Source organism: Dickeya undicola (assembly GCF_000784735.1).
Taxonomy (GTDB): Bacteria; Pseudomonadota; Gammaproteobacteria; order Enterobacterales; family Enterobacteriaceae; genus Dickeya; species Dickeya undicola.
The window spans coordinates 1-25289 of sequence record NZ_JSYG01000041.1; the positions used below are offsets into that span (position 1 = coordinate 1).

The 25289-nt window shown below is 49.9% G+C and carries 44 protein-coding genes; 38 read left to right on the forward strand and 6 right to left on the reverse strand.

What is annotated here, in order from left to right; genetic code table 11:
* Positions 1-97 precede the first annotated feature (97 nt).
* From bfd to OB87_RS20125, 32 genes are all read left to right on the forward strand, one after another.
* Positions 98-292: a bacterioferritin-associated ferredoxin gene (bfd, locus tag OB87_RS18280; protein WP_033570826.1), complete on the forward strand. Its 195-nt coding sequence runs from the start codon at positions 98-100 to the stop codon at positions 290-292.
* Positions 293-366: 74 nt separating this feature from the next.
* Positions 367-840 carry a bacterioferritin gene (bfr, locus tag OB87_RS18285; protein ID WP_033570827.1) on the forward strand — a complete coding sequence of 158 codons (474 nt, stop codon included), beginning with the start codon at positions 367-369 and terminating at the stop codon, positions 838-840.
* A 289-nt stretch (positions 841-1129) separates the two neighbouring features.
* A complete protein-coding gene (gene rpsJ / locus OB87_RS18290; protein WP_001181005.1) occupies positions 1130-1441 on the forward strand; it encodes a 30S ribosomal protein S10 in 312 nt (103 codons plus the stop codon).
* Between the two features lie 32 nt (positions 1442-1473).
* Positions 1474-2103, forward strand: a complete 630-nt coding sequence (rplC, locus tag OB87_RS18295) for a 50S ribosomal protein L3 (RefSeq protein ID WP_033570828.1) — start codon at positions 1474-1476, stop codon at positions 2101-2103.
* A 10-nt stretch (positions 2104-2113) separates the two neighbouring features.
* Positions 2114-2719, forward strand: coding sequence for a 50S ribosomal protein L4 (rplD, locus tag OB87_RS18300; protein ID WP_013319702.1), 606 nt, complete (start codon positions 2114-2116; stop codon positions 2717-2719).
* Positions 2716-3018: a 50S ribosomal protein L23 gene (gene rplW, locus OB87_RS18305; protein WP_009111205.1), complete on the forward strand. Its 303-nt coding sequence runs from the start codon at positions 2716-2718 to the stop codon at positions 3016-3018. The genes rplD and rplW overlap by 4 nt, the downstream gene beginning before the upstream one ends.
* A gap of 17 nt (positions 3019-3035) precedes the next feature.
* Positions 3036-3857, forward strand: coding sequence for a 50S ribosomal protein L2 (gene rplB / locus OB87_RS18310; RefSeq protein ID WP_033570829.1), 822 nt, complete (start codon positions 3036-3038; stop codon positions 3855-3857).
* 16 nt (positions 3858-3873) lie between these two features.
* Positions 3874-4152, forward strand: a complete 279-nt coding sequence (rpsS, locus tag OB87_RS18315) for a 30S ribosomal protein S19 (RefSeq protein ID WP_012764044.1) — start codon at positions 3874-3876, stop codon at positions 4150-4152.
* Between the two features lie 14 nt (positions 4153-4166).
* A complete protein-coding gene (gene rplV / locus OB87_RS18320) occupies positions 4167-4499 on the forward strand; it encodes a 50S ribosomal protein L22 (RefSeq protein ID WP_033570830.1) in 333 nt (110 codons plus the stop codon).
* Positions 4500-4516: 17 nt separating this feature from the next.
* On the forward strand, positions 4517-5218 hold the full coding sequence (gene rpsC, locus OB87_RS18325) for a 30S ribosomal protein S3 (RefSeq protein WP_012768105.1): 702 nt from the start codon (positions 4517-4519) through the stop codon (positions 5216-5218).
* 13 nt (positions 5219-5231) lie between these two features.
* Entirely contained in the window at positions 5232-5642 is a 411-nt protein-coding gene (rplP, locus tag OB87_RS18330) for a 50S ribosomal protein L16 (protein WP_012768106.1), read from the forward strand.
* Positions 5642-5833 (forward strand): 50S ribosomal protein L29, encoded by a 192-nt coding sequence (gene rpmC, locus OB87_RS18335; RefSeq protein WP_012764048.1) that lies wholly within the window; start codon positions 5642-5644, stop codon positions 5831-5833. The genes rplP and rpmC overlap by 1 nt, the downstream gene beginning before the upstream one ends.
* Positions 5833-6087 (forward strand): 30S ribosomal protein S17, encoded by a 255-nt coding sequence (rpsQ, locus tag OB87_RS18340; protein ID WP_012768107.1) that lies wholly within the window; start codon positions 5833-5835, stop codon positions 6085-6087. Before rpmC ends, rpsQ begins: the two co-directional genes overlap by 1 nt.
* 165 nt (positions 6088-6252) lie before the next feature.
* A complete protein-coding gene (rplN, locus tag OB87_RS18345; protein ID WP_012768108.1) occupies positions 6253-6624 on the forward strand; it encodes a 50S ribosomal protein L14 in 372 nt (123 codons plus the stop codon).
* 10 nt (positions 6625-6634) lie between these two features.
* Entirely contained in the window at positions 6635-6949 is a 315-nt protein-coding gene (gene rplX / locus OB87_RS18350) for a 50S ribosomal protein L24 (RefSeq protein ID WP_012768109.1), read from the forward strand.
* A 14-nt stretch (positions 6950-6963) separates the two neighbouring features.
* Positions 6964-7503 carry a 50S ribosomal protein L5 gene (rplE, locus tag OB87_RS18355; protein WP_033570831.1) on the forward strand — a complete coding sequence of 180 codons (540 nt, stop codon included), beginning with the start codon at positions 6964-6966 and terminating at the stop codon, positions 7501-7503.
* A gap of 13 nt (positions 7504-7516) precedes the next feature.
* Entirely contained in the window at positions 7517-7822 is a 306-nt protein-coding gene (gene rpsN / locus OB87_RS18360; RefSeq protein ID WP_012768111.1) for a 30S ribosomal protein S14, read from the forward strand.
* Between the two features lie 33 nt (positions 7823-7855).
* Positions 7856-8248, forward strand: coding sequence for a 30S ribosomal protein S8 (gene rpsH / locus OB87_RS18365; protein WP_012768112.1), 393 nt, complete (start codon positions 7856-7858; stop codon positions 8246-8248).
* Between the two features lie 13 nt (positions 8249-8261).
* On the forward strand, positions 8262-8795 hold the full coding sequence (gene rplF / locus OB87_RS18370; RefSeq protein WP_013319697.1) for a 50S ribosomal protein L6: 534 nt from the start codon (positions 8262-8264) through the stop codon (positions 8793-8795).
* Positions 8796-8804: 9 nt separating this feature from the next.
* The gene (rplR, locus tag OB87_RS18375) at positions 8805-9158 is read left to right on the forward strand and encodes a 50S ribosomal protein L18 (protein ID WP_012768114.1); all 354 of its coding nucleotides are present in this window, start codon (positions 8805-8807) and stop codon (positions 9156-9158) included.
* Positions 9159-9172: 14 nt separating this feature from the next.
* Positions 9173-9673, forward strand: a complete 501-nt coding sequence (rpsE, locus tag OB87_RS18380; RefSeq protein WP_012768115.1) for a 30S ribosomal protein S5 — start codon at positions 9173-9175, stop codon at positions 9671-9673.
* 6 nt (positions 9674-9679) lie between these two features.
* Positions 9680-9859: a 50S ribosomal protein L30 gene (gene rpmD / locus OB87_RS18385; RefSeq protein ID WP_004846568.1), complete on the forward strand. Its 180-nt coding sequence runs from the start codon at positions 9680-9682 to the stop codon at positions 9857-9859.
* Positions 9860-9862: 3 nt separating this feature from the next.
* On the forward strand, positions 9863-10297 hold the full coding sequence (gene rplO, locus OB87_RS18390; protein ID WP_022635104.1) for a 50S ribosomal protein L15: 435 nt from the start codon (positions 9863-9865) through the stop codon (positions 10295-10297).
* A gap of 7 nt (positions 10298-10304) precedes the next feature.
* On the forward strand, positions 10305-11636 hold the full coding sequence (secY, locus tag OB87_RS18395; RefSeq protein WP_033570832.1) for a preprotein translocase subunit SecY: 1332 nt from the start codon (positions 10305-10307) through the stop codon (positions 11634-11636).
* 34 nt (positions 11637-11670) lie between these two features.
* A complete protein-coding gene (rpmJ, locus tag OB87_RS20120) occupies positions 11671-11787 on the forward strand; it encodes a 50S ribosomal protein L36 (RefSeq protein ID WP_012768118.1) in 117 nt (38 codons plus the stop codon).
* Between the two features lie 147 nt (positions 11788-11934).
* Positions 11935-12291: a 30S ribosomal protein S13 gene (rpsM, locus tag OB87_RS18405; protein ID WP_012768119.1), complete on the forward strand. Its 357-nt coding sequence runs from the start codon at positions 11935-11937 to the stop codon at positions 12289-12291.
* A gap of 16 nt (positions 12292-12307) precedes the next feature.
* A complete protein-coding gene (gene rpsK / locus OB87_RS18410; RefSeq protein ID WP_002919257.1) occupies positions 12308-12697 on the forward strand; it encodes a 30S ribosomal protein S11 in 390 nt (129 codons plus the stop codon).
* Between the two features lie 30 nt (positions 12698-12727).
* Complete coding sequence (gene rpsD, locus OB87_RS18415) at positions 12728-13348, forward strand: 30S ribosomal protein S4 (protein WP_013319692.1); 621 nt, start codon at positions 12728-12730, stop codon at positions 13346-13348.
* A 25-nt stretch (positions 13349-13373) separates the two neighbouring features.
* A complete protein-coding gene (locus OB87_RS18420) occupies positions 13374-14363 on the forward strand; it encodes a DNA-directed RNA polymerase subunit alpha (protein WP_012768121.1) in 990 nt (329 codons plus the stop codon).
* Positions 14364-14403: 40 nt separating this feature from the next.
* Positions 14404-14796 (forward strand): 50S ribosomal protein L17, encoded by a 393-nt coding sequence (gene rplQ / locus OB87_RS18425; protein WP_012768122.1) that lies wholly within the window; start codon positions 14404-14406, stop codon positions 14794-14796.
* Between the two features lie 128 nt (positions 14797-14924).
* A complete protein-coding gene (locus OB87_RS18430; RefSeq protein WP_033570833.1) occupies positions 14925-15311 on the forward strand; it encodes a DnaJ family domain-containing protein in 387 nt (128 codons plus the stop codon).
* Between the two features lie 61 nt (positions 15312-15372).
* A complete protein-coding gene (locus OB87_RS20125; protein ID WP_123251512.1) occupies positions 15373-15585 on the forward strand; it encodes an alternative ribosome-rescue factor A in 213 nt (70 codons plus the stop codon).
* A 17-nt stretch (positions 15586-15602) separates the two neighbouring features.
* On the opposite strand, the gene mscL is transcribed toward OB87_RS20125, so the two are convergent.
* The 5 genes from mscL to def all read right to left on the reverse strand — a co-directional run bounded on the left by mscL (position 15603) and on the right by def (position 20403).
* Positions 15603-16028: a large-conductance mechanosensitive channel protein MscL gene (gene mscL, locus OB87_RS18440; RefSeq protein ID WP_033570835.1), complete on the reverse strand. Its 426-nt coding sequence runs from the start codon at positions 16026-16028 to the stop codon at positions 15603-15605.
* 104 nt (positions 16029-16132) lie between these two features.
* A complete protein-coding gene (gene trkA / locus OB87_RS18445; RefSeq protein ID WP_033570836.1) occupies positions 16133-17509 on the reverse strand; it encodes a Trk system potassium transporter TrkA in 1377 nt (458 codons plus the stop codon).
* A gap of 50 nt (positions 17510-17559) precedes the next feature.
* On the reverse strand, positions 17560-18855 hold the full coding sequence (gene rsmB, locus OB87_RS18450) for a 16S rRNA (cytosine(967)-C(5))-methyltransferase RsmB (protein WP_033570837.1): 1296 nt from the start codon (positions 18853-18855) through the stop codon (positions 17560-17562).
* Positions 18856-18914: 59 nt separating this feature from the next.
* Positions 18915-19856, reverse strand: a complete 942-nt coding sequence (gene fmt / locus OB87_RS18455) for a methionyl-tRNA formyltransferase (protein ID WP_033570838.1) — start codon at positions 19854-19856, stop codon at positions 18915-18917.
* A gap of 37 nt (positions 19857-19893) precedes the next feature.
* On the reverse strand, positions 19894-20403 hold the full coding sequence (def, locus tag OB87_RS18460; RefSeq protein ID WP_033570839.1) for a peptide deformylase: 510 nt from the start codon (positions 20401-20403) through the stop codon (positions 19894-19896).
* Between the two features lie 112 nt (positions 20404-20515).
* Between def and dprA the strand changes: the two genes are divergently transcribed.
* The 6 genes from dprA to OB87_RS18490 are packed head-to-tail and all read left to right on the forward strand — an operon-like array spanning position 20516 to position 24348.
* Positions 20516-21649 carry a DNA-protecting protein DprA gene (gene dprA / locus OB87_RS18465; RefSeq protein ID WP_033570840.1) on the forward strand — a complete coding sequence of 378 codons (1134 nt, stop codon included), beginning with the start codon at positions 20516-20518 and terminating at the stop codon, positions 21647-21649.
* The gene (locus OB87_RS18470) at positions 21621-22094 is read left to right on the forward strand and encodes a DUF494 family protein (RefSeq protein WP_033570841.1); all 474 of its coding nucleotides are present in this window, start codon (positions 21621-21623) and stop codon (positions 22092-22094) included. Before dprA ends, OB87_RS18470 begins: the two co-directional genes overlap by 29 nt.
* Positions 22095-22113: 19 nt before the next feature.
* A complete protein-coding gene (locus tag OB87_RS20130; protein ID WP_072025506.1) occupies positions 22114-22674 on the forward strand; it encodes a DNA topoisomerase family protein in 561 nt (186 codons plus the stop codon).
* Positions 22667-23236: an L-threonylcarbamoyladenylate synthase type 1 TsaC gene (tsaC, locus tag OB87_RS18480; protein ID WP_033570843.1), complete on the forward strand. Its 570-nt coding sequence runs from the start codon at positions 22667-22669 to the stop codon at positions 23234-23236. Before OB87_RS20130 ends, tsaC begins: the two co-directional genes overlap by 8 nt.
* A gap of 18 nt (positions 23237-23254) precedes the next feature.
* Positions 23255-24082, forward strand: coding sequence for a shikimate dehydrogenase (gene aroE / locus OB87_RS18485; RefSeq protein ID WP_033570844.1), 828 nt, complete (start codon positions 23255-23257; stop codon positions 24080-24082).
* A complete protein-coding gene (locus OB87_RS18490) occupies positions 24079-24348 on the forward strand; it encodes a DUF1488 family protein (protein ID WP_033570845.1) in 270 nt (89 codons plus the stop codon). Before aroE ends, OB87_RS18490 begins: the two co-directional genes overlap by 4 nt.
* Before the next feature lie 18 nt (positions 24349-24366).
* Here OB87_RS18490 and OB87_RS18495 read toward each other — a convergent pair whose 3' ends face one another.
* Positions 24367-24912, reverse strand: coding sequence for a gamma carbonic anhydrase family protein (locus OB87_RS18495; RefSeq protein WP_033570846.1), 546 nt, complete (start codon positions 24910-24912; stop codon positions 24367-24369).
* Positions 24913-25289 lie beyond the last annotated feature (377 nt).

The window sequence follows — 25289 nt, forward strand, 5'->3', positions numbered from 1 at the left end:
ATGCCGGAGGATATTTATTTGCCCCAAAGAAGAATTGAAATAAAAACCATTCTTATTTACAATGCGTGTAATTGGTTAAAAAATGAGTTATCCGCATATGTATGTCTGCTTGTGCAATGCTGTTTCTGACAAAGTCATCCGGCAGGTCGTTCGGCAACATCAGCCGCAGTCGCTGAAACAATTGAAGCAGTTTGTGCCGGTTGGGACGGAATGTGGCAAGTGTGTCCGTCAAGCCAGGTTGATTCTGGAAGAAGAAACAGCAAAAAATGCTGAATTGCATAAAGTCGCATAAGCGATAAGGGCATTCTTTTGACTCTGTGTTGGTCGCTTCTACACTTTTTAATACTGGAGCGGAGGAGCAGAGTCATGAAAGGCGATAAGAATGTTATTACACATCTGAACAAACTGTTGGGTAATGAGCTGGTTGCAATCAACCAGTATTTCCTTCATGCCCGCATGTTCAAAAACTGGGGATTCAAACGTCTTAACGATCATGAGTATCATGAGTCGATTGACGAAATGAAACATGCGGATCGTTATATCGAGCGCATCCTGTTTCTGGAAGGTGTCCCTAATCTGCAGGATCTTGGCAAACTCAATATCGGTGAAGACATTGAGGAGATGCTTCGTTCAGACCTGGCGCTGGAACTTGAAGGTGCGAGGGATTTACGCGAGGCGATTTCCTATGCCGACTCGGTGAGGGATTATGTCAGCCGTGATCTGATGATTGATGTGCTCGCGGATGAAGAAGAGCACATTGACTGGCTAGAAACCGAACTAGAGTTGATTGCGCGTCTGGGTATCCAAAACTACCTACAAACGCAATTGAAAGAAGAGTGATTTTCCCCCACCCAACATTCGCTGTGATACGACTGTGTACAGTCGTTATCTGGTGAATAAAACATCACTTCGAACTTTCGATTGCTTCCTGAGCACATTTGCGTATAATGCGCGGGCTTACCTGAGATGGTAAGCCCGATTCGTATGAATCTGAGGCAGGTGCCAGACACCCGCCGAACAATACTCCCGATATGGGGGTTATGTACTGAACGATTACACTCCCCCATCAATCGTAATGGGTGTGAGGAGTAATTATTTCCGTTTATAAAATAATTGGAGCTCTGGTCTCATGCAGAACCAAAGAATCCGTATCCGCCTGAAAGCGTTTGATCATCGTCTGATCGATCAATCAACTGCGGAAATCGTCGAGACTGCCAAGCGCACTGGTGCGCAGGTCCGTGGTCCGATCCCGCTGCCGACCCGCAAAGAGCGCTTTACTGTTCTGATCTCTCCGCACGTTAACAAAGACGCGCGTGATCAGTACGAAATTCGCACTCACAAGCGTCTGGTTGACATCGTTGAGCCAACCGAGAAAACCGTTGATGCTCTGATGCGTCTGGATCTGGCTGCCGGTGTAGACGTGCAGATCAGCCTGGGTTAATCAGGTCATTGAGCGATTGAGAGGTTGAAACAATGATTGGTTTAGTCGGTAAAAAAGTGGGTATGACCCGCATCTTCACTGAAGAAGGCGTTTCTATCCCAGTAACCGTAATCGAAATTGAAGCAAACCGCGTGACTCAGGTTAAGAGCCTGGAAAACGACGGATACCGTGCTGTCCAGGTTACCACCGGTGCTAAAAAAGCTAACCGTGTGACCAAACCGGAAGCAGGTCACTTCGCTAAGGCTGGCGTAGAAGCTGGTCGCGTTCTGCGTGAATTCCGTCTGGCTGACGGTGAAGAATTCGCTGTAGGACAGGACATTAGCGTTGAAATTTTCGCTGACGTTAAGAAAGTAGACGTTACCGGTACTTCTAAAGGTAAAGGCTTTGCCGGTACCGTTAAGCGCTGGAACTTCCGTACTCAGGACGCTACCCACGGTAACTCCTTGTCTCACCGTGTTCCGGGTTCTATCGGTCAGAACCAGACTCCGGGCAAAGTGTTTAAAGGCAAGAAAATGGCAGGCCAGCTGGGTAATGAACGCGTAACCGTTCAGAGCCTGGACGTAGTACGTGTTGACGCTGAGCGCAACCTGCTGCTGGTTAAAGGTGCGGTCCCGGGTGCAACCGGTAGCGACCTGATCGTTAAACCGGCTGTGAAGGCGTGAGGAGATAGCAATGGAATTAGTATTGAAAGACGCGCAAAGCGCGCTGACTGTTTCCGAAACTACCTTCGGTCGTGATTTCAACGAAGCGCTGGTTCACCAGGTTGTTGTTGCTTATGCAGCAGGTGCCCGTCAAGGTACTCGCGCTCAGAAGACCCGTGCTGAAGTAACTGGTTCCGGTAAAAAACCGTGGCGTCAGAAAGGCACCGGCCGTGCGCGTTCTGGTTCTATCAAGAGCCCGATCTGGCGTTCCGGTGGCGTGACTTTCGCAGCCAAGCCTCAGGATCACAGCCAGAAAGTAAACAAAAAGATGTACCGCGGCGCGCTGAAAAGCATCCTGTCCGAGCTGGTACGTCAGGATCGTCTGATCGTTGTCGAGAAGTTCTCTGTTGAAGCACCGAAAACCAAACTGTTGGCTCAGAAACTGAAAGAGCTGGCACTGGATGACGTGCTGATCATCACTGGTGAACTGGATGAGAACCTGTTCCTGGCCGCTCGTAACCTGTTTAAGGTTGACGTGCGTGACGTGGCAGGCATCGATCCGGTAAGCCTGATCGCCTTCGACAAAGTGGTTATGACTGCTGATGCTGTTAAGCAAGTTGAGGAGATGCTGGCATGATTCGTGAAGAACGTCTGCTGAAGGTGCTGCGCGCACCGCACGTTTCTGAGAAAGCGTCTACTGCGATGGAAAAAAACAACACCATCGTACTCAAAGTTGCTAAAGACGCGACTAAAGCAGAAATCAAAGCTGCAGTACAGAAACTGTTTGAAGTCGAAGTCAATGACGTCCGCACCCTGGTTGTTAAAGGGAAAGTAAAACGTCACGGACAGCGTATCGGTCGTCGTAGCGACTGGAAAAAAGCTTACGTCACCCTGAAAGAAGGCCAGAATCTGGACTTCATCGGCGGCGCAGAGTAAGTCGGAGGAGTAATACAATGGCAGTTGTTAAGTGTAAACCGACATCTCCGGGTCGTCGCCACGTTGTTAAAGTGGTTAACCCTGAGCTGCACAAGGGCAAACCGTATGCCCCGTTGCTGGAAAAAAACAGCAAAAGCGGTGGCCGTAACAACAATGGCCGCATCACCACTCGTCACATCGGTGGTGGTCACAAACAGCAGTACCGTATTGTTGACTTCAAACGTAACAAAGACGGTATTCCGGCTGTGGTCGAGCGTCTGGAGTACGATCCGAACCGTTCCGCGAACATCGCGCTGGTTCTGTACAAAGACGGCGAACGCCGTTATATCCTGGCGCCGAAAGGCCTGAAAGCAGGTGACCAGATTCAGTCTGGTGTTGATGCTGCAATCAAAACCGGTAACACCCTGCCGATGCGTAACATCCCAGTGGGTTCAACGGTTCACAACGTAGAAATGAAACCAGGTAAAGGCGGCCAGCTGGCTCGCTCCGCTGGTGCCTACGTTCAGATCGTTGCCCGTGAAGGTTCTTACGTGACCCTGCGTCTGCGTTCTGGCGAAATGCGTAAAGTCGAATCCGACTGCCGCGCAACGCTGGGCGAAGTCGGTAACGCCGAGCATATGCTGCGCGTTCTGGGTAAAGCTGGTGCTGCACGCTGGCGTGGCGTTCGTCCGACCGTTCGCGGTACGGCGATGAACCCGGTTGACCACCCGCACGGTGGTGGTGAAGGTCGTAACTTTGGTAAGCACCCGGTTACTCCGTGGGGCGTTCAGACCAAAGGTAAGAAGACCCGCAGCAACAAGCGTACTGATAAATTTATCGTACGTCGCCGTACTAAATAATTTTAGAGGATAAACCATGCCACGTTCTCTCAAGAAAGGTCCATTTATTGACCTGCACTTGCTGAAGAAGGTAGAGAAAGCGGTGGAAAGCGGTGACAAGAAGCCCCTGCGCACCTGGTCCCGTCGCTCAACGATCTTTCCAAACATGATCGGTTTGACCATCGCTGTCCATAATGGTCGTCAGCACGTTCCGGTATTCATCTCTGACGAGATGGTCGGACACAAGCTGGGTGAATTCGCGCCGACTCGTACTTACCGCGGCCACGCGGCTGATAAAAAAGCCAAGAAGAAATAAGGTAGGAGGAAGAGATGGAAACTATCGCTAAACATCTTCATGCTCGTTCTTCTGCTCAAAAGGTTCGCCTGGTGGCTGACCTGATTCGCGGTAAGAAAGTGTCGCAAGCTCTGGATATTCTGACCTACACCAACAAGAAAGCTGCTGGTCTGGTCAAAAAAGTACTGGAGTCTGCCATTGCTAACGCAGAACACAACGATGGCGCTGACATTGACGATCTGAAAGTTGCGAAAATCTTCGTAGACGAAGGCCCGAGCATGAAACGCATTATGCCGCGTGCTAAAGGTCGTGCGGATCGCATCCTGAAGCGTACCAGCCACATCACTGTGGTTGTGTCCGATCGCTGAGACTCTGGAGACTAGCAATGGGTCAGAAAGTACATCCTAATGGTATTCGCCTGGGTATTGTCAAAACTTGGAACTCTACCTGGTATGCAAATACCAAAGAATTCGCTGACAACCTGGACAGCGATTTTAAAGTTCGTCAGTACCTGAACAAGGAACTGGAGAAGGCCTCCGTTTCTCGCATCGTTATCGAGCGTCCGGCTAAAAGCATTCGTGTGACTATTCACACTGCTCGCCCGGGCATCGTTATCGGCAAGAAAGGTGAAGACGTTGAAAAACTGCGTAAGGGCGTAGCGGATATCGCTGGCGTACCGGCGCAGATCAACATCGCTGAAGTTCGTAAGCCTGAACTGGACGCAAAATTGGTTGCCGACAGCATCACTTCTCAGCTGGAGCGTCGTGTGATGTTCCGTCGCGCGATGAAGCGTGCTGTTCAGAACGCCATGCGTCTGGGCGCTAAAGGTATCAAAGTTGAAGTCAGTGGTCGTCTGGGCGGCGCCGAAATCGCACGTACCGAATGGTACCGCGAAGGTCGTGTTCCGTTGCACACACTGCGTGCTGACATTGACTACAACACCTCCGAAGCGCACACCACTTACGGTGTCATCGGTGTGAAAGTGTGGATCTTCAAAGGTGAGATCCTGGGTGGTATGGCTGCCGTTGAACAACCGGAAAAACCGGCTGCTCAACCGAAAAAGCAGCAGCGTAAAGGCCGCAAGTAAGGAGAGTCGCTGAATGTTACAACCAAAGCGTACAAAATTCCGTAAAGTGCACAAAGGCCGCAACCGTGGTCTGGCTGCAGGTACGGATGTGAGCTTCGGCACTTTCGGTCTGAAAGCTGTTGGCCGCGGTCGCCTGACTGCTCGTCAAATCGAAGCTGCTCGTCGTGCTATGACCCGTGCTGTTAAGCGTCAGGGTAAGATCTGGATCCGTGTATTCCCGGACAAACCGATCACTGAAAAACCGCTTGAAGTGCGTATGGGTAAAGGTAAAGGTAACGTGGAGTATTGGGTTGCCTTGATTCAGCCAGGTAAAGTCCTGTACGAAATGGACGGGGTGCCGGAAGAGTTAGCCCGTGAGGCATTCGAACTGGCAGCAGCGAAACTGCCGATCAAAACCACCTTTGTAACTAAGACGGTGATGTAATGAAAGCAAAAGAGCTGCGTGAAAAGAGCGTTGAAGAGCTGAATACCGAACTGCTCGGACTGCTGCGTGAACAGTTCAATCTGCGCATGCAAGCTGCCAGCGGTCAGCTGCAACAAACTCACCTGTTGAAGCAAGTGCGTCGTAATGTCGCACGCGTTAAGACTTTACTGACTGAGAAGGCGGGTGCGTAATGACCGATAAAATCCGTACTCTGCAAGGTCGTGTCGTTAGTGACAAAATGCAGAAATCTGCTGTTGTTGCTATTGAGCGTTTCGTGAAACACCCTATCTACGGTAAATTCATCAAACGCACGACCAAGCTGCACGTGCATGACGAGAACAACGAATGTGGAATTGGTGACGTGGTTGAAATCCGCGAATGCCGTCCGCTGTCCAAGACCAAATCCTGGACCTTGGTTCGCGTTGTAGAGAAAGCGATTCTGTAATACAGTATTGCTCTTCTCTTGATAATAAACGGCTCTGTAAAGGGCCGTTTATTTTTTCTACCCACAGTCGATAAGTGGTGTTATAATGCTGCGCCCTCGATTCTGGGGTATTAATGACCCGCAAGGGTTCGAAAAGTAGTAGTTGACATTAGCGGAGCACTAAACATGATCCAAGAACAGACTATGCTGAATGTGGCCGATAACTCCGGTGCACGTCGCGTAATGTGTATCAAGGTTCTGGGTGGCTCGCACCGTCGCTACGCAGGCGTCGGCGACATCATCAAAATTACCATTAAGGAAGCAATTCCCCGCGGTAAGGTGAAAAAAGGCGATGTACTGAAGGCGGTAGTGGTGCGCACCAAGAAGGGTGTTCGTCGCCCTGACGGTTCTGTCGTTCGCTTCGATGGTAATGCATGCGTTATTCTGAACAATAACAGCGAGCAACCTATCGGTACGCGTATTTTTGGGCCGGTAACTCGTGAACTGCGTACTGAAAAGTTCATGAAAATTATCTCTCTGGCACCAGAAGTACTCTAAGGAGCGAATCATGGCAGCGAAAATCCGTCGTGATGACGAAGTTATCGTGCTGACCGGCAAAGATAAAGGTAAGCGCGGTAAAGTTAAGAACGTCCTGACTTCTGGTAAGGTCGTTGTTGAAGGTATCAACCTGGTTAAAAAACATCAGAAGCCGGTTCCGGCGCTGAATCAACCAGGCGGCATCGTTGAAAAAGAAGCTGCAATTCAGGTTTCTAACGTTGCAATCTTCAATGCGGCCACCGGCAAGGCGGATCGTGTAGGCTTTAGATTCGAAGACGGTAAAAAAGTCCGTTTCTTCAAGTCTAACAGCGAAACTATCAAGTAATTTGGAGTAGTACGATGGCGAAACTGCATGATTACTACAAAGACGAAGTGGTTAGCAAACTGATGACTCAGTTCAGCTACAATTCTGTCATGCAAGTCCCTCGGGTCGAGAAGATCACCCTGAACATGGGTGTTGGTGAAGCGATCGCTGACAAGAAGCTGCTGGATAACGCCGCAGCTGATCTGGCAGCTATCTCCGGTCAAAAACCGTTTATCACCAAAGCACGCAGATCTGTTGCAGGCTTCAAAATCCGCCAGGGCTATCCGATCGGCTGTAAAGTAACTCTGCGTGGCGAACGCATGTGGGAGTTCTTTGAGCGTCTGATTACCATTGCTGTACCGCGTATCCGCGACTTCCGCGGTCTGTCTTCGAAATCATTCGATGGACGTGGTAACTACAGCATGGGTGTGCGTGAGCAGATCATCTTCCCGGAAATCGACTATGACAAGGTCGATCGCGTTCGTGGTTTGGACATTACCATTACCACCACTGCGAAATCCGATGATGAAGGCCGTGCGCTGTTGGCCGCCTTTAACTTCCCGTTCCGCAAGTAAGGTAGGGTTACTAATGGCTAAGCAATCCATGAAAGCACGCGAAGTTAAACGCGTGAAATTAGCTGATAAATTCTTCGCCAAGCGCGTTGAGCTGAAAGCTATCATCTCCAATGTGAACTCATCCGACGAAGATCGTTGGGATGCTGTTCTCAAGCTGCAGACTCTGCCGCGTGATTCCAGCCCGTCCCGTCAGCGTAACCGCTGCCGCCAGACAGGTCGTCCGCACGCTTTCCTGCGGAAGTTCGGGTTGAGCCGTATCAAGGTCCGTGAAGCCGCCATGCGCGGTGAAATTCCGGGTCTGAAAAAGGCTAGCTGGTAATTGTCACCAATTGAATCACGGGAGTAAAGACAGATGAGCATGCAAGATCCGATCGCGGATATGCTGACCCGTATCCGTAACGGTCAGGCCGCGAACAAAGTTGCGGTCACCATGCCTTCCTCCAAGCTGAAAGTGGCAATTGCCAACGTGCTGAAGGAAGAAGGTTTTATTGAAGATTTTAAAGTTGAAGGCGACACCAAGCCTGAACTGGAACTGACTCTTAAGTATTTCCAGGGTAAGGCTGTTGTAGAAAGCATTCAGCGTATCAGCCGTCCTGGTCTGCGCATCTATAAACGCAAAGATGAGCTGCCGAAAGTTATGGCCGGTTTAGGTATCGCAGTTGTTTCTACCTCTAAAGGTGTGATGACTGATCGTGCAGCTCGCCAGGCTGGTCTTGGTGGCGAGATTATCTGCTACGTAGCTTAATCGGGAGGGAAGAATGTCTCGTGTTGCAAAAGCACCCGTCGTCATTCCTGCCGGCGTAGAGGTAAAACTCAACGGTCAGGATGTTTCGATCAAGGGTAAAAACGGCGAGTTGGTTCGTGAGATCAACGCCGCTGTCGAAGTTAAACAAGCTGATAACGTGCTGACTTTCGCCCCGCGCGAAGGCTTTGCCGATGGCTGGGCTCAGGCCGGTACTACCCGCGCTCTGTTGAACAGCATGGTTATCGGTGTTACCGAAGGCTTCACCAAAAAGCTGCAATTGGTAGGTGTAGGTTATCGTGCAGCCGTGAAAGGTAATGTGGTGAATTTGGCCCTGGGCTTCTCTCACCCTATCGATCACGAACTGCCTGCAGGCATTACTGCTGAATGTCCGTCTCAGACTGAAATCGTACTGAAAGGTGCGGATAAACAGCTGATCGGCCAGGTAGCTGCTGACCTGCGTGCTTACCGTCGTCCTGAGCCTTACAAAGGCAAAGGTGTCCGTTACGCCGATGAAGTCGTGCGTACCAAAGAGGCTAAGAAGAAGTAAGGTAACACTATGGATAAGAAATCAGCTCGTATCCGTCGTGCAACCCGCGCACGTCGCAAAATCCGTGAATTGGGTGCGACTCGTCTGGTGGTACATCGTACCCCCCGCCATATTTATGCGCAGGTTATCGCACCGAACGGTTCTGAAGTCCTGGTAGCCGCTTCTACTGTAGAAAAAGCTATCGCTGAGCAACTGAAGTATACCGGTAACAAAGACGCTGCTGCAGCTGTCGGTAAAGCTGTTGCTGAACGCGCTCTGGAAAAAGGCATCAAGGGTGTGGCCTTTGACCGTTCCGGGTTCCAATATCATGGTCGAGTCCAGGCACTGGCAGATGCTGCCCGTGAAGCTGGCCTTCAGTTCTAAGGTAGAGGTGTAAGATGGCTCACATCGAAAAACAAGCTGGCGAACTGCAGGAAAAGCTGATCGCGGTAAATCGCGTATCTAAAACCGTTAAAGGTGGTCGTATTTTCTCCTTCACAGCACTGACTGTGGTAGGTGATGGTAACGGTCGCGTAGGTTTTGGTTACGGTAAAGCTCGCGAAGTTCCGGCAGCGATCCAGAAAGCGATGGAAAAAGCCCGTCGCAATATGATGAATGTCGCGCTGAACAACGGCACTCTGCAGCACCCGGTTAAAGGTGCACACACAGGTTCTCGTGTGTTCATGCAGCCAGCTTCCGAAGGTACCGGTATCATCGCCGGTGGTGCAATGCGCGCCGTTCTGGAAGTTGCAGGGGTTCACAACGTATTGGCTAAGGCTTATGGTTCCACAAACCCGATTAACGTGGTTCGTGCAACTATCGATGGCCTGGCTAACATGAAGTCCCCGGAAATGGTCGCTGCCAAGCGTGGTAAATCCGTTGAAGACATTCTGGGGTAATTGACCATGGCAAAGACTATTAAAATTACTCAAACCCGTAGTGCAATCGGTCGTCTGCCGAAACACAAGGCAACGCTGCTTGGCCTGGGTCTGCGTCGTATTGGTCATACCGTTGAGCGTGAAGACACGCCAGCAGTTCGCGGTATGGTCAACGCGGTTTCCTATATGGTTAAAGTGGAGGAGTAACAGATGCGTTTGAATACTCTGTCTCCGGCCGAAGGCGCCAAACACGCGCCGAAGCGCGTAGGTCGCGGTATCGGTTCCGGCCTCGGTAAGACTGGTGGTCGCGGCGTCAAAGGTCAGAACTCTCGTTCTGGCGGTGGTGTGCGTCGTGGTTTTGAAGGCGGTCAGATGCCTTTGTACCGTCGTCTGCCGAAGTTCGGCTTCACTTCCCGCAAAGCTATGGTAACAGCGGAAATCCGTCTGTCTGACCTGGCTCGTGTGGAAGGCGATGTTGTTGATCTGAATACGCTGAAAGCTGCTAACGTCATCGGCGTTCAGATTGAATTCGCGAAAGTGATTCTGTCTGGCGAAGTTGCACGTCCGGTAACGATTCGTGGTCTGCGCGTCACCAAAGGCGCTCGTGCTGCTATCGAAGCTGCTGGCGGCAAAATTGAGGAATAAGTAGCAGATGGCTAAACAACCAGGATTAGATTTTCAAAGTGCTAAAGGCGGAGTTGGCGAACTGAAACGCAGACTATTGTTTGTTATCGGTGCGTTGATTGTTTTCCGTATTGGCTCTTTTATTCCGATTCCTGGTATTGATGCCACTGTGCTTGCCAAATTGCTCGAACAACAGCGTGGCACCATCATTGAAATGTTTAACATGTTCTCTGGTGGTGCTCTCAGCCGTGCTTCAATTTTCGCTCTGGGGATCATGCCGTATATTTCGGCATCCATCATCATTCAGTTGTTGACGGTGGTTCACCCTGCTTTGGCGGAAATTAAGAAGGAAGGGGAGGCTGGCCGACGTAAAATCAGTCAGTACACCCGTTACGGCACCTTGGTGTTGGCAGTATTTCAGTCAATCGGTATTGCTACCGGTTTGCCGAATATGCCTGGAATGCAAGGTCTGGTGATTAATCCGGGCTTTGCATTTTATTTCACCGCTGTTGTCAGTCTGGTTACCGGGACAATGTTCCTGATGTGGCTGGGCGAGCAGATTACTGAACGAGGTATCGGTAACGGTATTTCGATTATAATCTTTGCTGGTATTGTTGCGGGATTACCGCCGGCCATTGGCCATACTATCGAGCAAGCGCGGCAAGGCGATCTGCACTTCCTCCTGTTGCTGTTGGTTGCAGTGTTGGTATTCGCAGTAACGTTTTTTGTGGTGTTTATTGAGCGTGGTCAACGTCGTATCGTTGTTAACTACGCTAAACGTCAGCAAGGACGTCGCGTATACGCAGCACAGAGTACACATTTACCGCTGAAAGTGAATATGGCAGGGGTTATCCCGGCTATCTTTGCTTCCAGTATTATTCTGTTCCCTGCCACGATTGCATCTTGGTTTGGGGGCGGTACTGGTTGGAACTGGCTGACAACTATTTCGCTGTATCTGCAGCCTGGGCAACCGCTTTATGTGTTACTCTATGCATCTGCAATCATCTTCTTCTGTTTCTTCTATACTGCGTTGGTATTCAACCCGCGTGAAACAGCAGATAACCTGAAGAAGTCCGGTGCATTCGTGCCAGGAATTCGTCCGGGAGAGCAAACGGCGAAGTATATTGATAAAGTGATGACCCGTCTGACTCTGGTCGGTGCGATGTATATTACTTTTATCTGCCTTATCCCGGAGTTCATGCGTGACGCAATGAAAGTGCCGTTCTACTTTGGTGGTACGTCATTATTGATCGTTGTTGTTGTGATCATGGACTTTATGGCTCAAGTGCAAACCTTGCTGATGTCAAGTCAGTACGAGTCTGCATTGAAGAAGGCAAACCTGAAAGGCTATAGCCGCTAATTAGGTTTAGCTTGAGAAGTTACGGAGAGTAAAAATGAAAGTTCGTGCTTCCGTCAAGAAATTATGTCGTAACTGTAAGATCGTTAAGCGTAACGGCATCGTTCGCGTCATCTGCAGCGCCGAACCGAAGCATAAACAGCGCCAAGGCTGATTATCTCGCATATTTTTCTTGCAAAGTTGGATTGAGCTGGCTAGATTAGCCAGCCAATCTTTTGTATGTAACTGCAATATCCATTTGAGTATCCTGAAAACGGGCTTTTCAGTATGGTATTGCTTTATAAAATTGTAGGAGTGCATAGTGGCCCGTATAGCAGGCATTAACATTCCTGATCATAAACATACCGTAATTGCATTAACTGCTATTTACGGCATTGGTAAAACCCGTTCCAAATCCATCTGTGCTGCAACGGGTATTGCTGAAGATGTTAAGATCAGTGAGCTGTCTGAAGAGCAAATCGATAAGCTGCGTGACGAAGTAGCCAAGTTTGTTGTAGAAGGCGATCTGCGTCGTGAGATCACCCTGAGCATCAAGCGTCTGATGGACCTTGGTACTTATCGTGGTTTGCGTCACCGTCGTGGTCTGCCGGTTCGCGGTCAGCGTACCAAGACTAACGCCCGTACCCGTAAGGGTCCGCGCAAACCGATCAAGAAATAATCGGGGTGATTGAATAATGGCAAAGGCACCTATTCGTGCACGTAAGCGTGTAAGAAAGCAAGTCTCTGACGGTGTGGCTCATATCCATGCTTCTTTCAACAACACCATCGTAACTATTACCGATCGTCAGGGTAATGCGTTGGGTTGGGCAACTGCCGGTGGTTCCGGTTTCCGTGGTTCTCGTAAATCCACTCCGTTCGCCGCTCAGGTAGCAGCAGAGCGCTGCGCTGAAGCTGTGAAAGAGTACGGTATCAAGAATCTGGAAGTTATGGTTAAAGGACCTGGTCCGGGCCGTGAGTCTACTATCCGCGCACTGAACGCGGCTGGTTTCCGCATCACTAATATTACTGATGTGACTCCGATCCCTCATAACGGTTGTCGTCCGCCGAAAAAGCGTCGCGTGTAACGCCGCTTTTAGGATTGCTGGAGAAAGAAAATGGCAAGATATTTGGGTCCTAAGCTCAAGCTGAGCCGTCGTGAAGGCACCGACCTGTTTCTAAAGTCTGGTGTTCGTGCGATCGATTCCAAGTGTAAAATTGAACAAGCTCCTGGTCAGCATGGTGCACGTAAACCGCGCCTGTCTGACTATGGTGTGCAGTTGCGTGAAAAGCAGAAAGTTCGCCGTATCTACGGTGTTCTGGAGCGTCAGTTCCGTAACTACTACAAAGAAGCCGCTCGTCTGAAAGGCAATACAGGTGCAAACCTGTTGCAGTTGCTCGAAGGTCGTCTGGACAACGTTGTTTACCGTATGGGTTTCGGCGCTACTCGTGCTGAATCTCGCCAGCTGGTAAGTCACAAGGCTGTCATGGTAAATGGTCGCGTTGTTAACATCGCTTCTTATCAGGTATCTCCGAATGACGTAGTCAGCATCCGCGAGAAAGCGAAAAAGCAGTCTCGTGTTAAGGCTGCTCTGGAGCTGGCTGAACAGCGTGAAAAGCCAACTTGGCTGGAAGTTGATGCTGCCAAGATGGAAGGTGTGTTCAAGCGTATTCCTGAACGTACCGATCTGTCTGCGGACATTAATGAACACCTGATCGTCGAGCTTTACTCCAAGTAAAGCTTAGTACCAAAGAGAGGACACAATGCAGGGTTCTGTGACAGAGTTTCTAAAACCGCGCCTGGTAGATATCGAGCAAGTCAGTTCGACGCACGCCAAGGTGACCCTTGAGCCGTTAGAGCGGGGCTTCGGCCATACTCTTGGTAACGCACTGCGCCGTATTCTGCTTTCATCCATGCCTGGTTGCGCGGTGACCGAGGTTGAGATTGATGGTGTACTGCACGAGTACAGCACCAAAGAAGGCGTACAGGAAGATATCCTGGAAATCCTGCTCAACCTGAAAGGGCTGGCGGTGAGAGTTCAAGGCAAAGATGAAGTTATTCTTACCCTGAATAAATCTGGCATTGGCCCTGTGACTGCAGCCGACATCACCCACGACGGTGATGTCGAAATCGTCAAGCCACAGCATGTGATCTGCCATCTGACCGATGAAAACGCATCTATCAATATGCGTATCAAAGTTCAGCGTGGTCGTGGTTATGTGCCGGCGTCTGCCCGTATTCATACGGAAGAAGATGAGCGCCCGATCGGCCGTCTGTTAGTCGACGCTTGCTACAGCCCTGTTGAGCGTATCGCTTACAATGTTGAAGCAGCTCGTGTTGAACAGCGTACCGACCTGGACAAGCTGGTTATCGAGATGGAAACCAATGGCACGATCGATCCTGAAGAGGCGATCCGCCGTGCGGCGACCATTCTGGCTGAACAATTGGAAGCTTTCGTTGACTTACGTGATGTACGTCAGCCGGAAGTGAAAGAAGAGAAACCAGAATTCGATCCGATCCTGCTGCGCCCTGTTGACGATCTTGAATTGACTGTCCGCTCTGCTAACTGCCTTAAGGCAGAAGCTATCCACTACATCGGTGATCTGGTACAGCGTACCGAGGTTGAACTGCTTAAAACACCCAACCTGGGTAAGAAATCTCTTACTGAGATTAAAGACGTGCTGGCTTCTCGTGGTCTTTCTCTGGGCATGCGCCTGGAAAACTGGCCACCGGCAAGCATTGCTGATGAGTAACCGGATCACAGGTTAAGGTTTTACTGAGAAGGATAAGGTCATGCGCCATCGTAAGAGTGGTCGTCAACTGAACCGTAACAGCAGCCATCGCCAGGCTATGTTCCGCAACATGGCTGGTTCTTTGGTTCGTCATGAGATTATCAAGACGACCCTGCCGAAAGCGAAAGAGCTGCGTCGTGTTGTTGAACCGCTGATTACTCTTGCCAAGACCGACAGCGTTGCTAATCGTCGTCTGGCATTCGCCCGTACTCGTGATAACGAGATCGTGGCTAAACTGTTTAATGAACTGGGCCCGCGTTTCGCGAGCCGCGCTGGTGGTTACACTCGTATTCTGAAGTGTGGCTTCCGTGCTGGTGACAATGCGCCGATGGCATACATCGAGCTCGTTGATCGCGCAGTTTCTCAGACAGAAGAAGTTGCTGCTGCAGAGTAATTTGCACTAGCGTAGAAAAGCCGGGGAAACCCGGTTTTTTTACGCCCTCATAAAACCTCGTCTTGTTACTGTTCGAACTCTTTTCAATTGACTATCATGTGGGGGAAAATTGTGCGGGAGGCCGCTTGATGTTTCCTATCGATGAATGGGCTGAGCGTCAAATTATTGAGGCGCAAAAGCGTGGGGAGTTAGACCATTTGCCAGGAAGTGGTAAGCCGCTTCAACTGGATGACAATAGTGCTGTTCCTGTTGAGCTACGCAGTGCATACCATCTGATGAAGAATGGCGGTTTTTTGCCGCCGGAATTGTCTGATCGGAAAGACGCACTGACATTGGTAAATTTACTGCACGCGGCTGACCCAGCATCAGAAGAATATGCCGATTTATCCCATCGACTCAGAGTGCTGGAGTTACGCCTACAGTTGTCAGGTATGAACACCGATTTTCTAAAAGAGTCTTATCAGCATGTATTAAGCGTTAGGATAGGGAGGAAGACTTCTGTTAAAAATGACTGAATTGTTTGCTTATACAAGGCAATTTACTTTGAATGTTACATCCATCGAATGAGGTAGATTTATGTCACATTATCGCCATACCAAAGGACAGATAAAAGATAATGCGCTTGAGGCACTGCTCCATGACCCTCTGTTTCGTCAACGTGTCGAACAGAATACAAAAGGTAAAGGAAGTTATCGCCGGAAAGAGAAGCATCAAAAAGTACAGGGTAAAAACTGGGAGGCCAGTGGTAAAAAAAACAATGCTTTTACCACTGGCCTTCTGGCATGTTGATTCTGCCGTTAAGACAATCATGTGTTTTGGGAATGGTTATCAGCCTGTTGTTTGAGTAAATCACGGATCTCTGTCAGTAATTTTGCTTCCGCACTGATCTTGAGTGGCGTACCAGGTTCTTCCTGTTGGGTACGACGTAATTTGTTCATTAACTTGATCGCCATAAAAATGGCAAGTGCCACGATAATGAAATCAAAAATATTCTGAATGAATACCCCGTAATTAATACTGACTGCGGCTATATTGCCTTGTGCCTCTCGTAAAACCCAATGAAACTGTTTGAAATCGACGCCGCCGATCAAGAGTCCCAGTGGCGGCATGATAATGTCTGACACTAATGACGATACGATTTTCCCGAACGCAGCACCAATGATAACCCCGACAGCCAGGTCAACCACGTTACCGCGCATAGCGAATTCGCGAAACTCTTTTATAAAGCTCATAACACTCCTCCCGATAAAACCTTTTTTAATTTTAACAAGTGATGGGGATTTTACCAAAAAGGGATAAATCAGGGCGTACAGGATAAAAACGCCCTGAGGAAAGGTTAGAGGAAAAATGGACTGGGCTGAAATAAGCGCTCGACGTCAGACACATATTTTTTATCAGTCAAAAACATGATGACATGGTCACCTTGTTCTATTTGCAAATTATTATTGGCAATAATGACATCGTCGCCACGCACTATTGCTCCAATAATTGTCCCTGGCGGTAGCTTGATATCAGCGATCATACGACCAACTACTTTCGATGTGCCTTCATCTCCATGTGCTATTGCCTCAATTGCTTCTGCTACACCGCGTCGCAATGATGACACACTGACAATATCCGCTTTACGCACATGCCCCAGCAGTGCGGAAATCGTTGCCTGCTGTGGTGAAATGGCAACATCAATGACACTACCTTGCACCAGGTCAACATAGGCCCGTCGTTGGATCAGGACCATCGCTTTTTTGGCACCCATCCGTTTTGCCAGCATGGCTGACATAATATTTGCTTCATCATCATTGGTGATAGCGATGAATACATCAATCTGTTCAACATGCTCCTGGGTCAGCAACTCCTGGTCAGAAGCATCGCCGTGAAAGACGATAGTGTGTTGCAAGCGCTCGGCTAACTCAGTTGCCCGTAGTGCATCGCGCTCTATTAGCTTGACGCTATAATCCTTTTCGAGCCGAAGGGCCAGACCAGCTCCCACATTTCCGCCCCCGACAATCATGATACGTTTATAGGGTTTTTCCAGCCGTTGCATTTCACTCATTACGGCCCGAATATGCTGTGATGCGGCGATGAAAAACACTTCATCGCCTGCTTCAATCACTGTTGAGCCTTGAGGACGAATCGGGCGGTCATGGCGGAAAATAGCTGCGACCCGCGTTTCTATGTGAGGCATATGATCGCGCATCGTTGCAATTGCGTTACCCACCAACGGTCCGCCGTAGTATGCATTTACTGCGGCAATACTGACTTTTCCTTCAGCAAAATTGACCACCTGTAATGCACCCGGATACTCGATCAATTTATAAATATTGTCGATAACCAGTTGTTCCGGCGAAATAAGGTGATCAATCGGGACAGCTTCTGCCTGAAACAATTGCTCAGATTCACGGATATACTCCGATGAGCGGATACGTGCGATGCGATTAGGCGTATTAAACAGGGAATAAGCCACCTGACAGGCGATCATGTTGGTTTCGTCGGAATTGGTTACGGCGATCAGCATATCTGCATCTTCCGCACCTGCTTCGCGCAATACTCGCGGATGGGAGGCATAGCCTGTTACTACGCGCAGATCGAATTTGTCCTGAAGCTGGCGTAGCCGGGTTGTATTGGTGTCCACAACGGTAATATCGTTATTTTCGCCTGACAGATTTTCTGCCAGTGTTCCACCAACCTGACCTGCACCAAGAATAATTATCTTCATCGTGATTTCTGCCGTGTCTGTTTCTGTCGGGGCTTATCAACCGGTTAGAGCTATTGCCCGTTTTTTACCAGCTTCGCATAAAAGAAACCATCGCCGTCTTCCGCCGCAGGTAATTTCTGAATCCCTGGGTGCTCTGGGCTACCGGTATCAACCAATACGGCATCGGGATGGCGTTGCAGAAATGCGGCCACTTGCTGGTGGTTTTCCTCCGGTAGTATAGAGCAGGTGGCGTACACCAGCGTGCCACCATTTTTTAGCCGGGGCCAGATAGCCTCCAGAATTGCCTGCTGCATAGCAGCCAGTTCGGTAATATCGCTATCGCGGCGCAACCACTTGATATCCGGGTGACGGCGAATGACGCCAGTCGCGGAGCAGGGAGCATCAAGTAAAATACGATCAAAGTGCTTATCTCCACACCATTCTGTTGGTGTTCGGCCATCTCCGCATTTGACCTCGGCGTGCTGACCAAGACGTTGTAAATTCTCTCTGACTCGCTTCAGCCGTTGCTCATCCACGTCGATGGCAAGTACATGAGCATGAGGCGCGGCTTCAAGTATGTGGGTTGTCTTTCCACCAGGCGCGGCGCACAGATCGAGAATATCTTCGTGGTCTTGCGGTGACAGCCAATGGATACAGCCTTGCGCCGATGCGTCTTGCACAGTGACCCAGCCCTGCTCGAATCCCGGTAGCTGATTGACGGCACAGGGTGTTCCCAGTCGGATTGCATCCACATAGAAAGGGTGAGGATAAGCTTCTATCTCTTTTTCCTGCAGTAATGTCAGATAGGCTGCCTGGGTATGATGCTGCCGGTTGACTCGTAACCACATGGGAGGATGCTGATTGTTTGCCTCGACAATGCACTCCCATTGCTCAGGGTAAGCCTTTTTCAGTCGTTGCAGCAGCCAGTCAGGGTGGGCATAGCGCGCTGGATTGTTCTGCAGCCTTTGCTGCAACTCGTCCTGCTGACGCTGAAACTGGCGTAATACGCCATTGATCAGCCCTTTCAACTGAGGTCGTTTCAGGGCAACAGCCCCATTAACTGTTTCTGCCAGTGCGGCATGAGGGGGAATGCGAGTATGGACGAGCTGATAAAGACCGACCATCAACAGATAATGTAGTACTTTTTGCTTGCCGGTAAGCGGTTTAGCCATCAGTTGACGGAGATACCAATCCAGTTGTGGCAATACACGTAACACACCAAAGCAGATCTCCTGCAGCAGGCCACGATCCTTCTCGCTGATATTTCGCTGAAGAGCAGGCAGCAGGTGGCTGAGTGATTGACCTTGTTCGACAACCTGTACAAGAGTCGTTGCGGCAATGCTACGAAGATTATATGTGCTTTTCATCGTTTCAGAACGGGTAGGAGAATGTCAGTAGTACCGACATAAAGGTCGGTACTGTGTTATCAAGCCAGTGTGTGACCCGGGGTGAACCATTCGCGACGAGAGTTAAGCAAATCCTGCGCTGACATGGCTTTTTTGCCAGAGGGTTGCAGTATTTGAATATTTAATACGCCGTCAGCGGTAGCAATTTGAATGCCGTCTTTATCGGCTGCAAGTATGGTTCCTGGCTGTTGCTGATGTGAGGTGTTCAGCACCCCGGCTTTCCAGACTTTGACTGGCTGCTCTTCAATCAAAAAATAGCTGACTGGCCACGGATTGAAAGCACGGATGCAACGTTCCAGTTGTTGTGCTGACAATTGCCAGTCCAGACGAGCCTCTTCCTTGCTCAGTTTTTCTGCGTAAGTTGCCAGATTATCGTCCTGTATTTCAGCCGTTGCCTGTGATGTGGACAATTGCACCAGTGCATCCAGCAATCCTTGAGGGCCCAGCTGTGCCAGCTTGTCATACAGTGTGGCGCTGGTGTCATCTGGCAGAATCGGGCATTCGATTTTGTGAAGCATCGCACCAGTATCCAGCCCGGCATCCATCTGCATGATCGTAACTCCCGTCTGTGTATCGCCAGCCCAGAGCGCACGCTGTATAGGTGCTGCGCCACGCCAACGCGGCAGCAGCGAACCATGCACGTTGATACATCCCAAACGGGGCATATCCAGTACGGCTTGCGGCAGGATGAGGCCATAGGCAACCACAACCATTACATCAGCACCCAGTTCCGCCACCAGTTGTTGATTCTCAACAGGGCGTAATGATTTGGGTTGGAATACCGGAATACCATGCTGTTCAGCCAGCACTTTAACCGGGCTGGGCGTCAGCTTGTTGCCGCGGCCTGCCGGGCGATCCGGTTGGGTGAAAACACCGACAATCTCATGCTCTGACGATAGCAGCGCTGCGAGATGCTGTGCGGCGAAATCAGGCGTTCCTGCGAAAATAATGCGTAATGACACGTGGTTTCCTGCCTGGAGATAGATTTTACGAGACGGCTTATGCCTTGCTGTTTTGTCTGGCTAATTTTTCCAGCTTTTGGCGAATACGTTGGCGCTTTAGCGGCGACAGGTAGTCAACAAACAGTTTGCCGACTAGATGATCCATTTCGTGCTGAATGCAAATCGCCAGCAAGCCGTCGGCTTCCAGCTCAAACGGGTTGCCTTCGCGATCCAGTGCGCGCACATTGACGTGCTCTGCCCGCGGCACCAGTGCACGAGTTTCAGGAATAGACAAACAGCCTTCTTCAATTCCAGTATCGCCGGATTTCCCCAGCAGCTCAGGGTTGATTAAGACCAGTCGTTGATTCCGCTCTTCAGAAACATCGATCACGATGATGCGCTGATGGATATCAACTTGCGTGGCGGCGAGGCCAATGCCTTCTTCCTCGTACATGGTATCGAACATATCGTCCACAATACGCTGAATCTCTGCATTAACTTCTTTTACCGGCTGCGCCTTAATGCGAAGCCGCTCATCGGGGAAATGTAATACTTGCAACACTGACATATATGTTTAGATCTGTATTCAGGTGGTTAGAATGCTCCAGTCTTTATTGTAGACATTTCCGAGGGGGATTGACAGCATCACGGGCATGGCACAGCAGGATGCGGAGTAGGGTATGACGGATATGGAAATCTGGTTGCGTCTGGCGTCGGTTAAGGGCCTTGGTGCCAAACGGTGCGCGGCATTGTTCGGTCAATTGCAGGCTGAAAACTTGTATCCGGCGGGATATCTGAAATCGCTTGGACTAACGGAAAGTCAGGCTGAGCAGTTTCTCGCGCTGAGCGATCTGGATATCCAGGATACACTGCGCTGGCTGGAAAAACCGGACCATCACCTGGTGACATTCAACAGTCTCGATTATCCCCCTTTGCTCAGTAACATTGTTTCTCCCCCGGTATGTTTGTATGTCACTGGAGATGTTGGCGTATTGTCATCTCCGCAGATTGCGGTGATTGGCAGTCGTAACAATAGTACTTACGGTGAACAGTGGGGGCATGTCTTTAGCCAGCAACTCAGCCTGAATCATCTGACGATAACCAGCGGACTTGCCGTGGGGATTGATGGTATTGCCCATCAGGCCGCTTTGCAGGTGAGTGGGAAAACCATTGCGGTATTGGGAAGCGGATTAAACCAGCTTTATCCACGTCGGCATCTAACGCTGGCGGATACAATTGTGCAGCAGGGTGGGGCTTTGGTATCGGAATTTCCTCTGAATACCCGACCGTTGCCAGTGAATTTCCCTCGCCGCAATCGCATTATCAGCGGATTAAGCCTGGGCGTTCTGGTGGTGGAGGCGTCGATGCGTAGTGGCTCACTGGTGACGGCGCGTTATGCATTGGAGCAAAATCGTGAGGTATTCGCCCTGCCCGGTCCGATTGGTAATCCGATGACAGAAGGTAATCATTGGCTAATACAGCAAGGAGCCAGCCTGGTTACTCAGCCTCAGGACATTTTTGAACAACTCCATAATGGACTGCGTTGGTTTGCCGATATTCCTGGTGAGGGCATTCCGGAAATTATTTGTGCGACGGAAGGTGAACTGGAATTGCCATTTGCTGATGTGTTGGCTACCGTAGGAGATGAGGTTACACCTGTTGACGTTGTCGCTGAACGTGCCGGCCAACCTGTGCCAGAGGTGGTGAGTAAGTTACTGGATCTGGAGTTAGCAGGGTGGATCGCAGCTGTACCCGGCGGCTATGTCCGTATAAGGAGGGCAGGCCATGTTCGACGTACTCATGTACTTGTTTGAAACTTACATCCACAATGAAACCGAAATGCGTGTCGATCAGGATACGTTGACTGATGACCTCACCCGCGCGGGATTTGATCGTGACGATATCTACAGCGCGTTGGACTGGCTGGAAAAACTAGCCGATTTGCAGGAAGGGCAAACCCCGCCACTGGCATTAGCCAGTGATTCTCTGGCGTTGCGCATTTACACCGCGGAAGAGGAACAACGTCTGGATGTGGATTGTCGTGGCTTTTTGCTGTTTCTTGAGCAGATTAAAGTGCTCAATCTCGAAACCCGTGAGATGGTCATTGATCGGGTGATGGCGCTTGAAACACAGGATTTTGACCTGGAAGATCTCAAATGGGTCATTCTGATGGTGCTGTTCAATGTGCCTGGTTGCGAAAATGCCTATCAGCAAATGGAAGATTTACTCTTTGAAGCCAATGAAGGGTATTTGCAGTAGTCGGGAATCAAAGTAAATCATGGCTAAAACCATACTTATTGCTGAAAAGCCGCAGCAGGTGTGTCCTGAATGTGGGGCCGTGTTGGTTATCCGCTCCGGGCAACACGGCCCGTTTCTTGGTTGTTCTCATTATCCCGAATGCCATTATATTCGACCACTTAAAGCTCATGCTGATGGGCATGTGGTGAAGGTGCTGGATGGTCAGCATTGCCCTCGTTGTCAGTCGGCGCTGGTGCTGCGCCAAGGGCGTTATGGCATGTTCATCTGTTGCAGTGACTATCCGGAGTGTGGGCATACGGAAGCCATCGATCGCCCGGATGAAACGACCTTGTCATGTCCTCAGTGTCATGAAGGCCGATTGCTTCAGCGCAAATCTCGTTATGGCAAGACGTTTCACGCCTGCGAACGTTATCCGGCCTGTCAATTCACGCTGAATCACAAACCGATCGCGGGGGAGTGCAAATATTGTCATTACCCATTATTAATAGAAAAGAAGACTGCGCAGGGTGTAAGACGCTTTTGTGCCAGTAAACTGTGTGGAAAGCCGGTATCGGCTGAAGAAAGTCATTGTGATGAGTAATGTAAATTCTGAAGGTTTAGCGCCGTTGTTACAGCAACTGCGGGAAGAAAATGTGATCGCCTATCCAACAGAGGCTGTATTTGGGCTTGGGTGTGACCCCGACAGTGAAACGGCGGTAGAACGTTTGTTGGTGTTGAAACAACGCCCGCGCGAAAAAGGACTGATCCTGATTGCAGCGGATTTTCAGCAACTGGAACCGTATGTTGATATGTCGGCCTTATCGGATATTCAGTGCCAGACTATTTTTGCCTCCTGGCCAGGACCGGTTACCTGGGTGCTTCCGGCCAAAACGGTGACGCCGGATTGGCTGACCGGGCGGTTCACTTCACTGGCGGTGCGAGTGAGTGCTCATCCGCTGGTAAAACAGCTGTGTCTGGCATTCGGGAAACCGCTGGTTTCTACCAGTGCTAATCTGAGCGGCCAGCCGCCATGTCGTACTGTCAAGGAAGTGGTGGAGCAGTTTGGCGATAGTTTTCCTGTCCTGAACGGCGAGGTTGGTGGTCGTCTGAATCCATCGGAAATTCGTGATGCCTTGACGGGAGAAATGTTGCGTCAGGGGTAGTGAGTACTGGAGAACAAGGTGTCAGTTAGTCAATCTTTTGCGGTTTTTGGTCATCCTATCGCACATAGTAAATCGCCGCGTATTCATGCCCTGTTTGCCGAACAGATAGGGATATCGCTGACCTACGAGCGAATACTCGCGCCGTTGGATGGTTTTGAGAACAGCCTAAGCACGTTTTTTCAACATGGGGCATCTGGTGCCAATGTGACGGCTCCGTTTAAGGAGCGTGCATGTGCAGTTATGGATGTATTGAGCGAGCGGGCTCGATCCGCTGGTGCCGTCAATACTATCCAAAGGAAAAACGACGGTTCGCTTTATGGCGACAATACGGATGGTATTGGTCTGTTGAGCGATTTACAGCAACACGAATTCATCCAGCCTCATCATCGGGTTTTGCTGGTGGGAGCGGGGGGAGCAGCACGTGGTGTTATTCAGCCTTTGCTAGCTTATGGATGCGAGTTAATTATCGCTAATCGCACATTTTCCAGAGCTAATGAACTTGCTGATCATTTCAGCCGCTATGGACAGGTGAGCGCGTTGCCGATGAAAAATGTGGGGAATCATCATGTTGATTTGATTATCAATGCTACGTCGTCAGGAGTAGCGGGTGATGTTCCTGATTTACCGCTTTCTCTAATTTCTCCAGATGTGTGCTGTTATGACATGTTTTATCAGTCTGAACCGACTCCTTTTTTGGCGTGGTGCATCCAGCAGGGAGCGCAACATTATATCGACGGATTGGGAATGCTGGTGTGGCAGGCGGCTCATGCGTTCAATTTGTGGCATGGCACTATGCCGGATGTCGTGCCGGTAATTAATAAAATGAAGCAGGAACTGGGAACATGAATCAAGCGATTCAGTTTCCAGATCGGGAATGGTGGAGTGACCGCGATGAGGCAGTCGTTTTTCCTGTACTGATCGGTGGATTCCAACGCGAGTGTGTAATTAAACGAGATGTTCTGTCGGATCGCTATGGGGATGTGCAACCGGAACAGTGGCTATCGCTGTTCCGTGAGCATCGTTGGGATTGGGAAGATGAGTTTGAACGCTTGATTCGTGATGACAAATACGACGAACAAGGGCGCTTTCTGTCTAGTAATGAAATCCATTAATGGAAAGCACCAATTGATTTACCGGTGCGATTGGCTGAGATATTCGTCTTTCCAGCGCACATAGTTATTGGATGAATAAAGTAACCCTTCCAGCTCCTGCTCTGTCAGCAGGCGAACTTTTTTAGCTGGACTACCAAGATAAAGATGGCCTTTCTCCAGCGTCTTTCCTGGCGAAACCAGGCTACCCGCACCAATGATGACATCATCTTCAACGGTGACACCATCAAGAAGAATTGAACCCATACCCACCAGGACACGATTGCCGATCTTACAACCATGTAGCATGGCTTTGTGTCCGACCGTAACATCTTCCCCGATAATTAATGGATTACCATTCGCGTTTTTTTCCGAACGGTGGGTTACGTGTAAGACACTACCATCCTGAATATTGGTGCGTGAGCCGATCTGGATGGAGTTGACATCGCCCCGAATGACCACTAGCGGCCAGATGCTTACGTCATCCGCTAGAGTGACCTCTCCTATCACTACACTGGAAGGATCCACCATGACGTTTTTACCGATAACCGGCAGCGTTCCCTTAAACGGACGTAATGCCTTGGGCATATGCCGAGATCTCCTAAAGTTAATATTACGGATCCCGGATCTTTGATGAGATCCGACTTAATTGCTCAGAAAATAGCGTTGCCTGCACAATAACTCAACGTAAGGGTTGAAAAATGTGCGAACGGAAAAAAAGATCGAGAAAGTGGTTGTGTAACCCGTTCGGATCCCTATAATGCGCATCCACTGACACGGCAACGGCGATGAGCCAGCGCGGTGTGAGGCAGAGAAAACGAGAAAAAATCGTTGACTCTGAATGAGGGAAGCGTAATATACGCCACCTCGCGACAGCAAGCTGTAAGCCGGTCGCACTGCTCTTTAACAATTAATCAGACAATCTGTGTGGGCACTCGCAGGACACTTCACTAAAAAATTAGTGA

Bases quoted from the DNA above. Each gene is read 5' to 3' on its own strand.
- dprA (WP_033570840.1), top strand. From the start codon at position 20,516: ATGACGGATATGGAAATCTGGTTGCGTCTGGCGTCGGTTAAGGGCCTT.
- rplE (WP_033570831.1), top strand. From the start codon at position 6,964: ATGGCGAAACTGCATGATTACTACAAAGACGAAGTGGTTAGCAAACTG.
- rplD (WP_013319702.1), top strand. From the start codon at position 2,114: ATGGAATTAGTATTGAAAGACGCGCAAAGCGCGCTGACTGTTTCCGAA.
- rpsS (WP_012764044.1), top strand. From the start codon at position 3,874: ATGCCACGTTCTCTCAAGAAAGGTCCATTTATTGACCTGCACTTGCTG.
- tsaC (WP_033570843.1), top strand. From the start codon at position 22,667: ATGAGTAATGTAAATTCTGAAGGTTTAGCGCCGTTGTTACAGCAACTG.
- rplX (WP_012768109.1), top strand. From the start codon at position 6,635: ATGGCAGCGAAAATCCGTCGTGATGACGAAGTTATCGTGCTGACCGGC.
- rpsQ (WP_012768107.1), top strand. From the start codon at position 5,833: ATGACCGATAAAATCCGTACTCTGCAAGGTCGTGTCGTTAGTGACAAA.
- OB87_RS18470 (WP_033570841.1), top strand. From the start codon at position 21,621: ATGTTCGACGTACTCATGTACTTGTTTGAAACTTACATCCACAATGAA.
- bfd (WP_033570826.1), top strand. From the start codon at position 98: ATGTATGTCTGCTTGTGCAATGCTGTTTCTGACAAAGTCATCCGGCAG.
- rplQ (WP_012768122.1), top strand. From the start codon at position 14,404: ATGCGCCATCGTAAGAGTGGTCGTCAACTGAACCGTAACAGCAGCCAT.
- rplC (WP_033570828.1), top strand. From the start codon at position 1,474: ATGATTGGTTTAGTCGGTAAAAAAGTGGGTATGACCCGCATCTTCACT.
- rpmD (WP_004846568.1), top strand. From the start codon at position 9,680: ATGGCAAAGACTATTAAAATTACTCAAACCCGTAGTGCAATCGGTCGT.
- rplW (WP_009111205.1), top strand. From the start codon at position 2,716: ATGATTCGTGAAGAACGTCTGCTGAAGGTGCTGCGCGCACCGCACGTT.
- rpmJ (WP_012768118.1), top strand. From the start codon at position 11,671: ATGAAAGTTCGTGCTTCCGTCAAGAAATTATGTCGTAACTGTAAGATC.
- OB87_RS18495 (WP_033570846.1), bottom strand. From the start codon at position 24,912: ATGCCCAAGGCATTACGTCCGTTTAAGGGAACGCTGCCGGTTATCGGT.
- OB87_RS20130 (WP_072025506.1), top strand. From the start codon at position 22,114: ATGGCTAAAACCATACTTATTGCTGAAAAGCCGCAGCAGGTGTGTCCT.
- def (WP_033570839.1), bottom strand. From the start codon at position 20,403: ATGTCAGTGTTGCAAGTATTACATTTCCCCGATGAGCGGCTTCGCATT.
- rpmC (WP_012764048.1), top strand. From the start codon at position 5,642: ATGAAAGCAAAAGAGCTGCGTGAAAAGAGCGTTGAAGAGCTGAATACC.
- rplO (WP_022635104.1), top strand. From the start codon at position 9,863: ATGCGTTTGAATACTCTGTCTCCGGCCGAAGGCGCCAAACACGCGCCG.
- trkA (WP_033570836.1), bottom strand. From the start codon at position 17,509: ATGAAGATAATTATTCTTGGTGCAGGTCAGGTTGGTGGAACACTGGCA.
- rplB (WP_033570829.1), top strand. From the start codon at position 3,036: ATGGCAGTTGTTAAGTGTAAACCGACATCTCCGGGTCGTCGCCACGTT.
- rpsD (WP_013319692.1), top strand. From the start codon at position 12,728: ATGGCAAGATATTTGGGTCCTAAGCTCAAGCTGAGCCGTCGTGAAGGC.
- secY (WP_033570832.1), top strand. From the start codon at position 10,305: ATGGCTAAACAACCAGGATTAGATTTTCAAAGTGCTAAAGGCGGAGTT.
- rplF (WP_013319697.1), top strand. From the start codon at position 8,262: ATGTCTCGTGTTGCAAAAGCACCCGTCGTCATTCCTGCCGGCGTAGAG.
- rsmB (WP_033570837.1), bottom strand. From the start codon at position 18,855: ATGAAAAGCACATATAATCTTCGTAGCATTGCCGCAACGACTCTTGTA.
- rpsC (WP_012768105.1), top strand. From the start codon at position 4,517: ATGGGTCAGAAAGTACATCCTAATGGTATTCGCCTGGGTATTGTCAAA.
- OB87_RS20125 (WP_123251512.1), top strand. From the start codon at position 15,373: ATGTCACATTATCGCCATACCAAAGGACAGATAAAAGATAATGCGCTT.
- rpsJ (WP_001181005.1), top strand. From the start codon at position 1,130: ATGCAGAACCAAAGAATCCGTATCCGCCTGAAAGCGTTTGATCATCGT.
- rplN (WP_012768108.1), top strand. From the start codon at position 6,253: ATGATCCAAGAACAGACTATGCTGAATGTGGCCGATAACTCCGGTGCA.
- mscL (WP_033570835.1), bottom strand. From the start codon at position 16,028: ATGAGCTTTATAAAAGAGTTTCGCGAATTCGCTATGCGCGGTAACGTG.
- OB87_RS18490 (WP_033570845.1), top strand. From the start codon at position 24,079: ATGAATCAAGCGATTCAGTTTCCAGATCGGGAATGGTGGAGTGACCGC.
- OB87_RS18430 (WP_033570833.1), top strand. From the start codon at position 14,925: ATGTTTCCTATCGATGAATGGGCTGAGCGTCAAATTATTGAGGCGCAA.
- rplP (WP_012768106.1), top strand. From the start codon at position 5,232: ATGTTACAACCAAAGCGTACAAAATTCCGTAAAGTGCACAAAGGCCGC.
- rpsK (WP_002919257.1), top strand. From the start codon at position 12,308: ATGGCAAAGGCACCTATTCGTGCACGTAAGCGTGTAAGAAAGCAAGTC.
- rpsH (WP_012768112.1), top strand. From the start codon at position 7,856: ATGAGCATGCAAGATCCGATCGCGGATATGCTGACCCGTATCCGTAAC.
- rpsN (WP_012768111.1), top strand. From the start codon at position 7,517: ATGGCTAAGCAATCCATGAAAGCACGCGAAGTTAAACGCGTGAAATTA.
- rpsE (WP_012768115.1), top strand. From the start codon at position 9,173: ATGGCTCACATCGAAAAACAAGCTGGCGAACTGCAGGAAAAGCTGATC.
- rplR (WP_012768114.1), top strand. From the start codon at position 8,805: ATGGATAAGAAATCAGCTCGTATCCGTCGTGCAACCCGCGCACGTCGC.
- rplV (WP_033570830.1), top strand. From the start codon at position 4,167: ATGGAAACTATCGCTAAACATCTTCATGCTCGTTCTTCTGCTCAAAAG.
- bfr (WP_033570827.1), top strand. From the start codon at position 367: ATGAAAGGCGATAAGAATGTTATTACACATCTGAACAAACTGTTGGGT.
- OB87_RS18420 (WP_012768121.1), top strand. From the start codon at position 13,374: ATGCAGGGTTCTGTGACAGAGTTTCTAAAACCGCGCCTGGTAGATATC.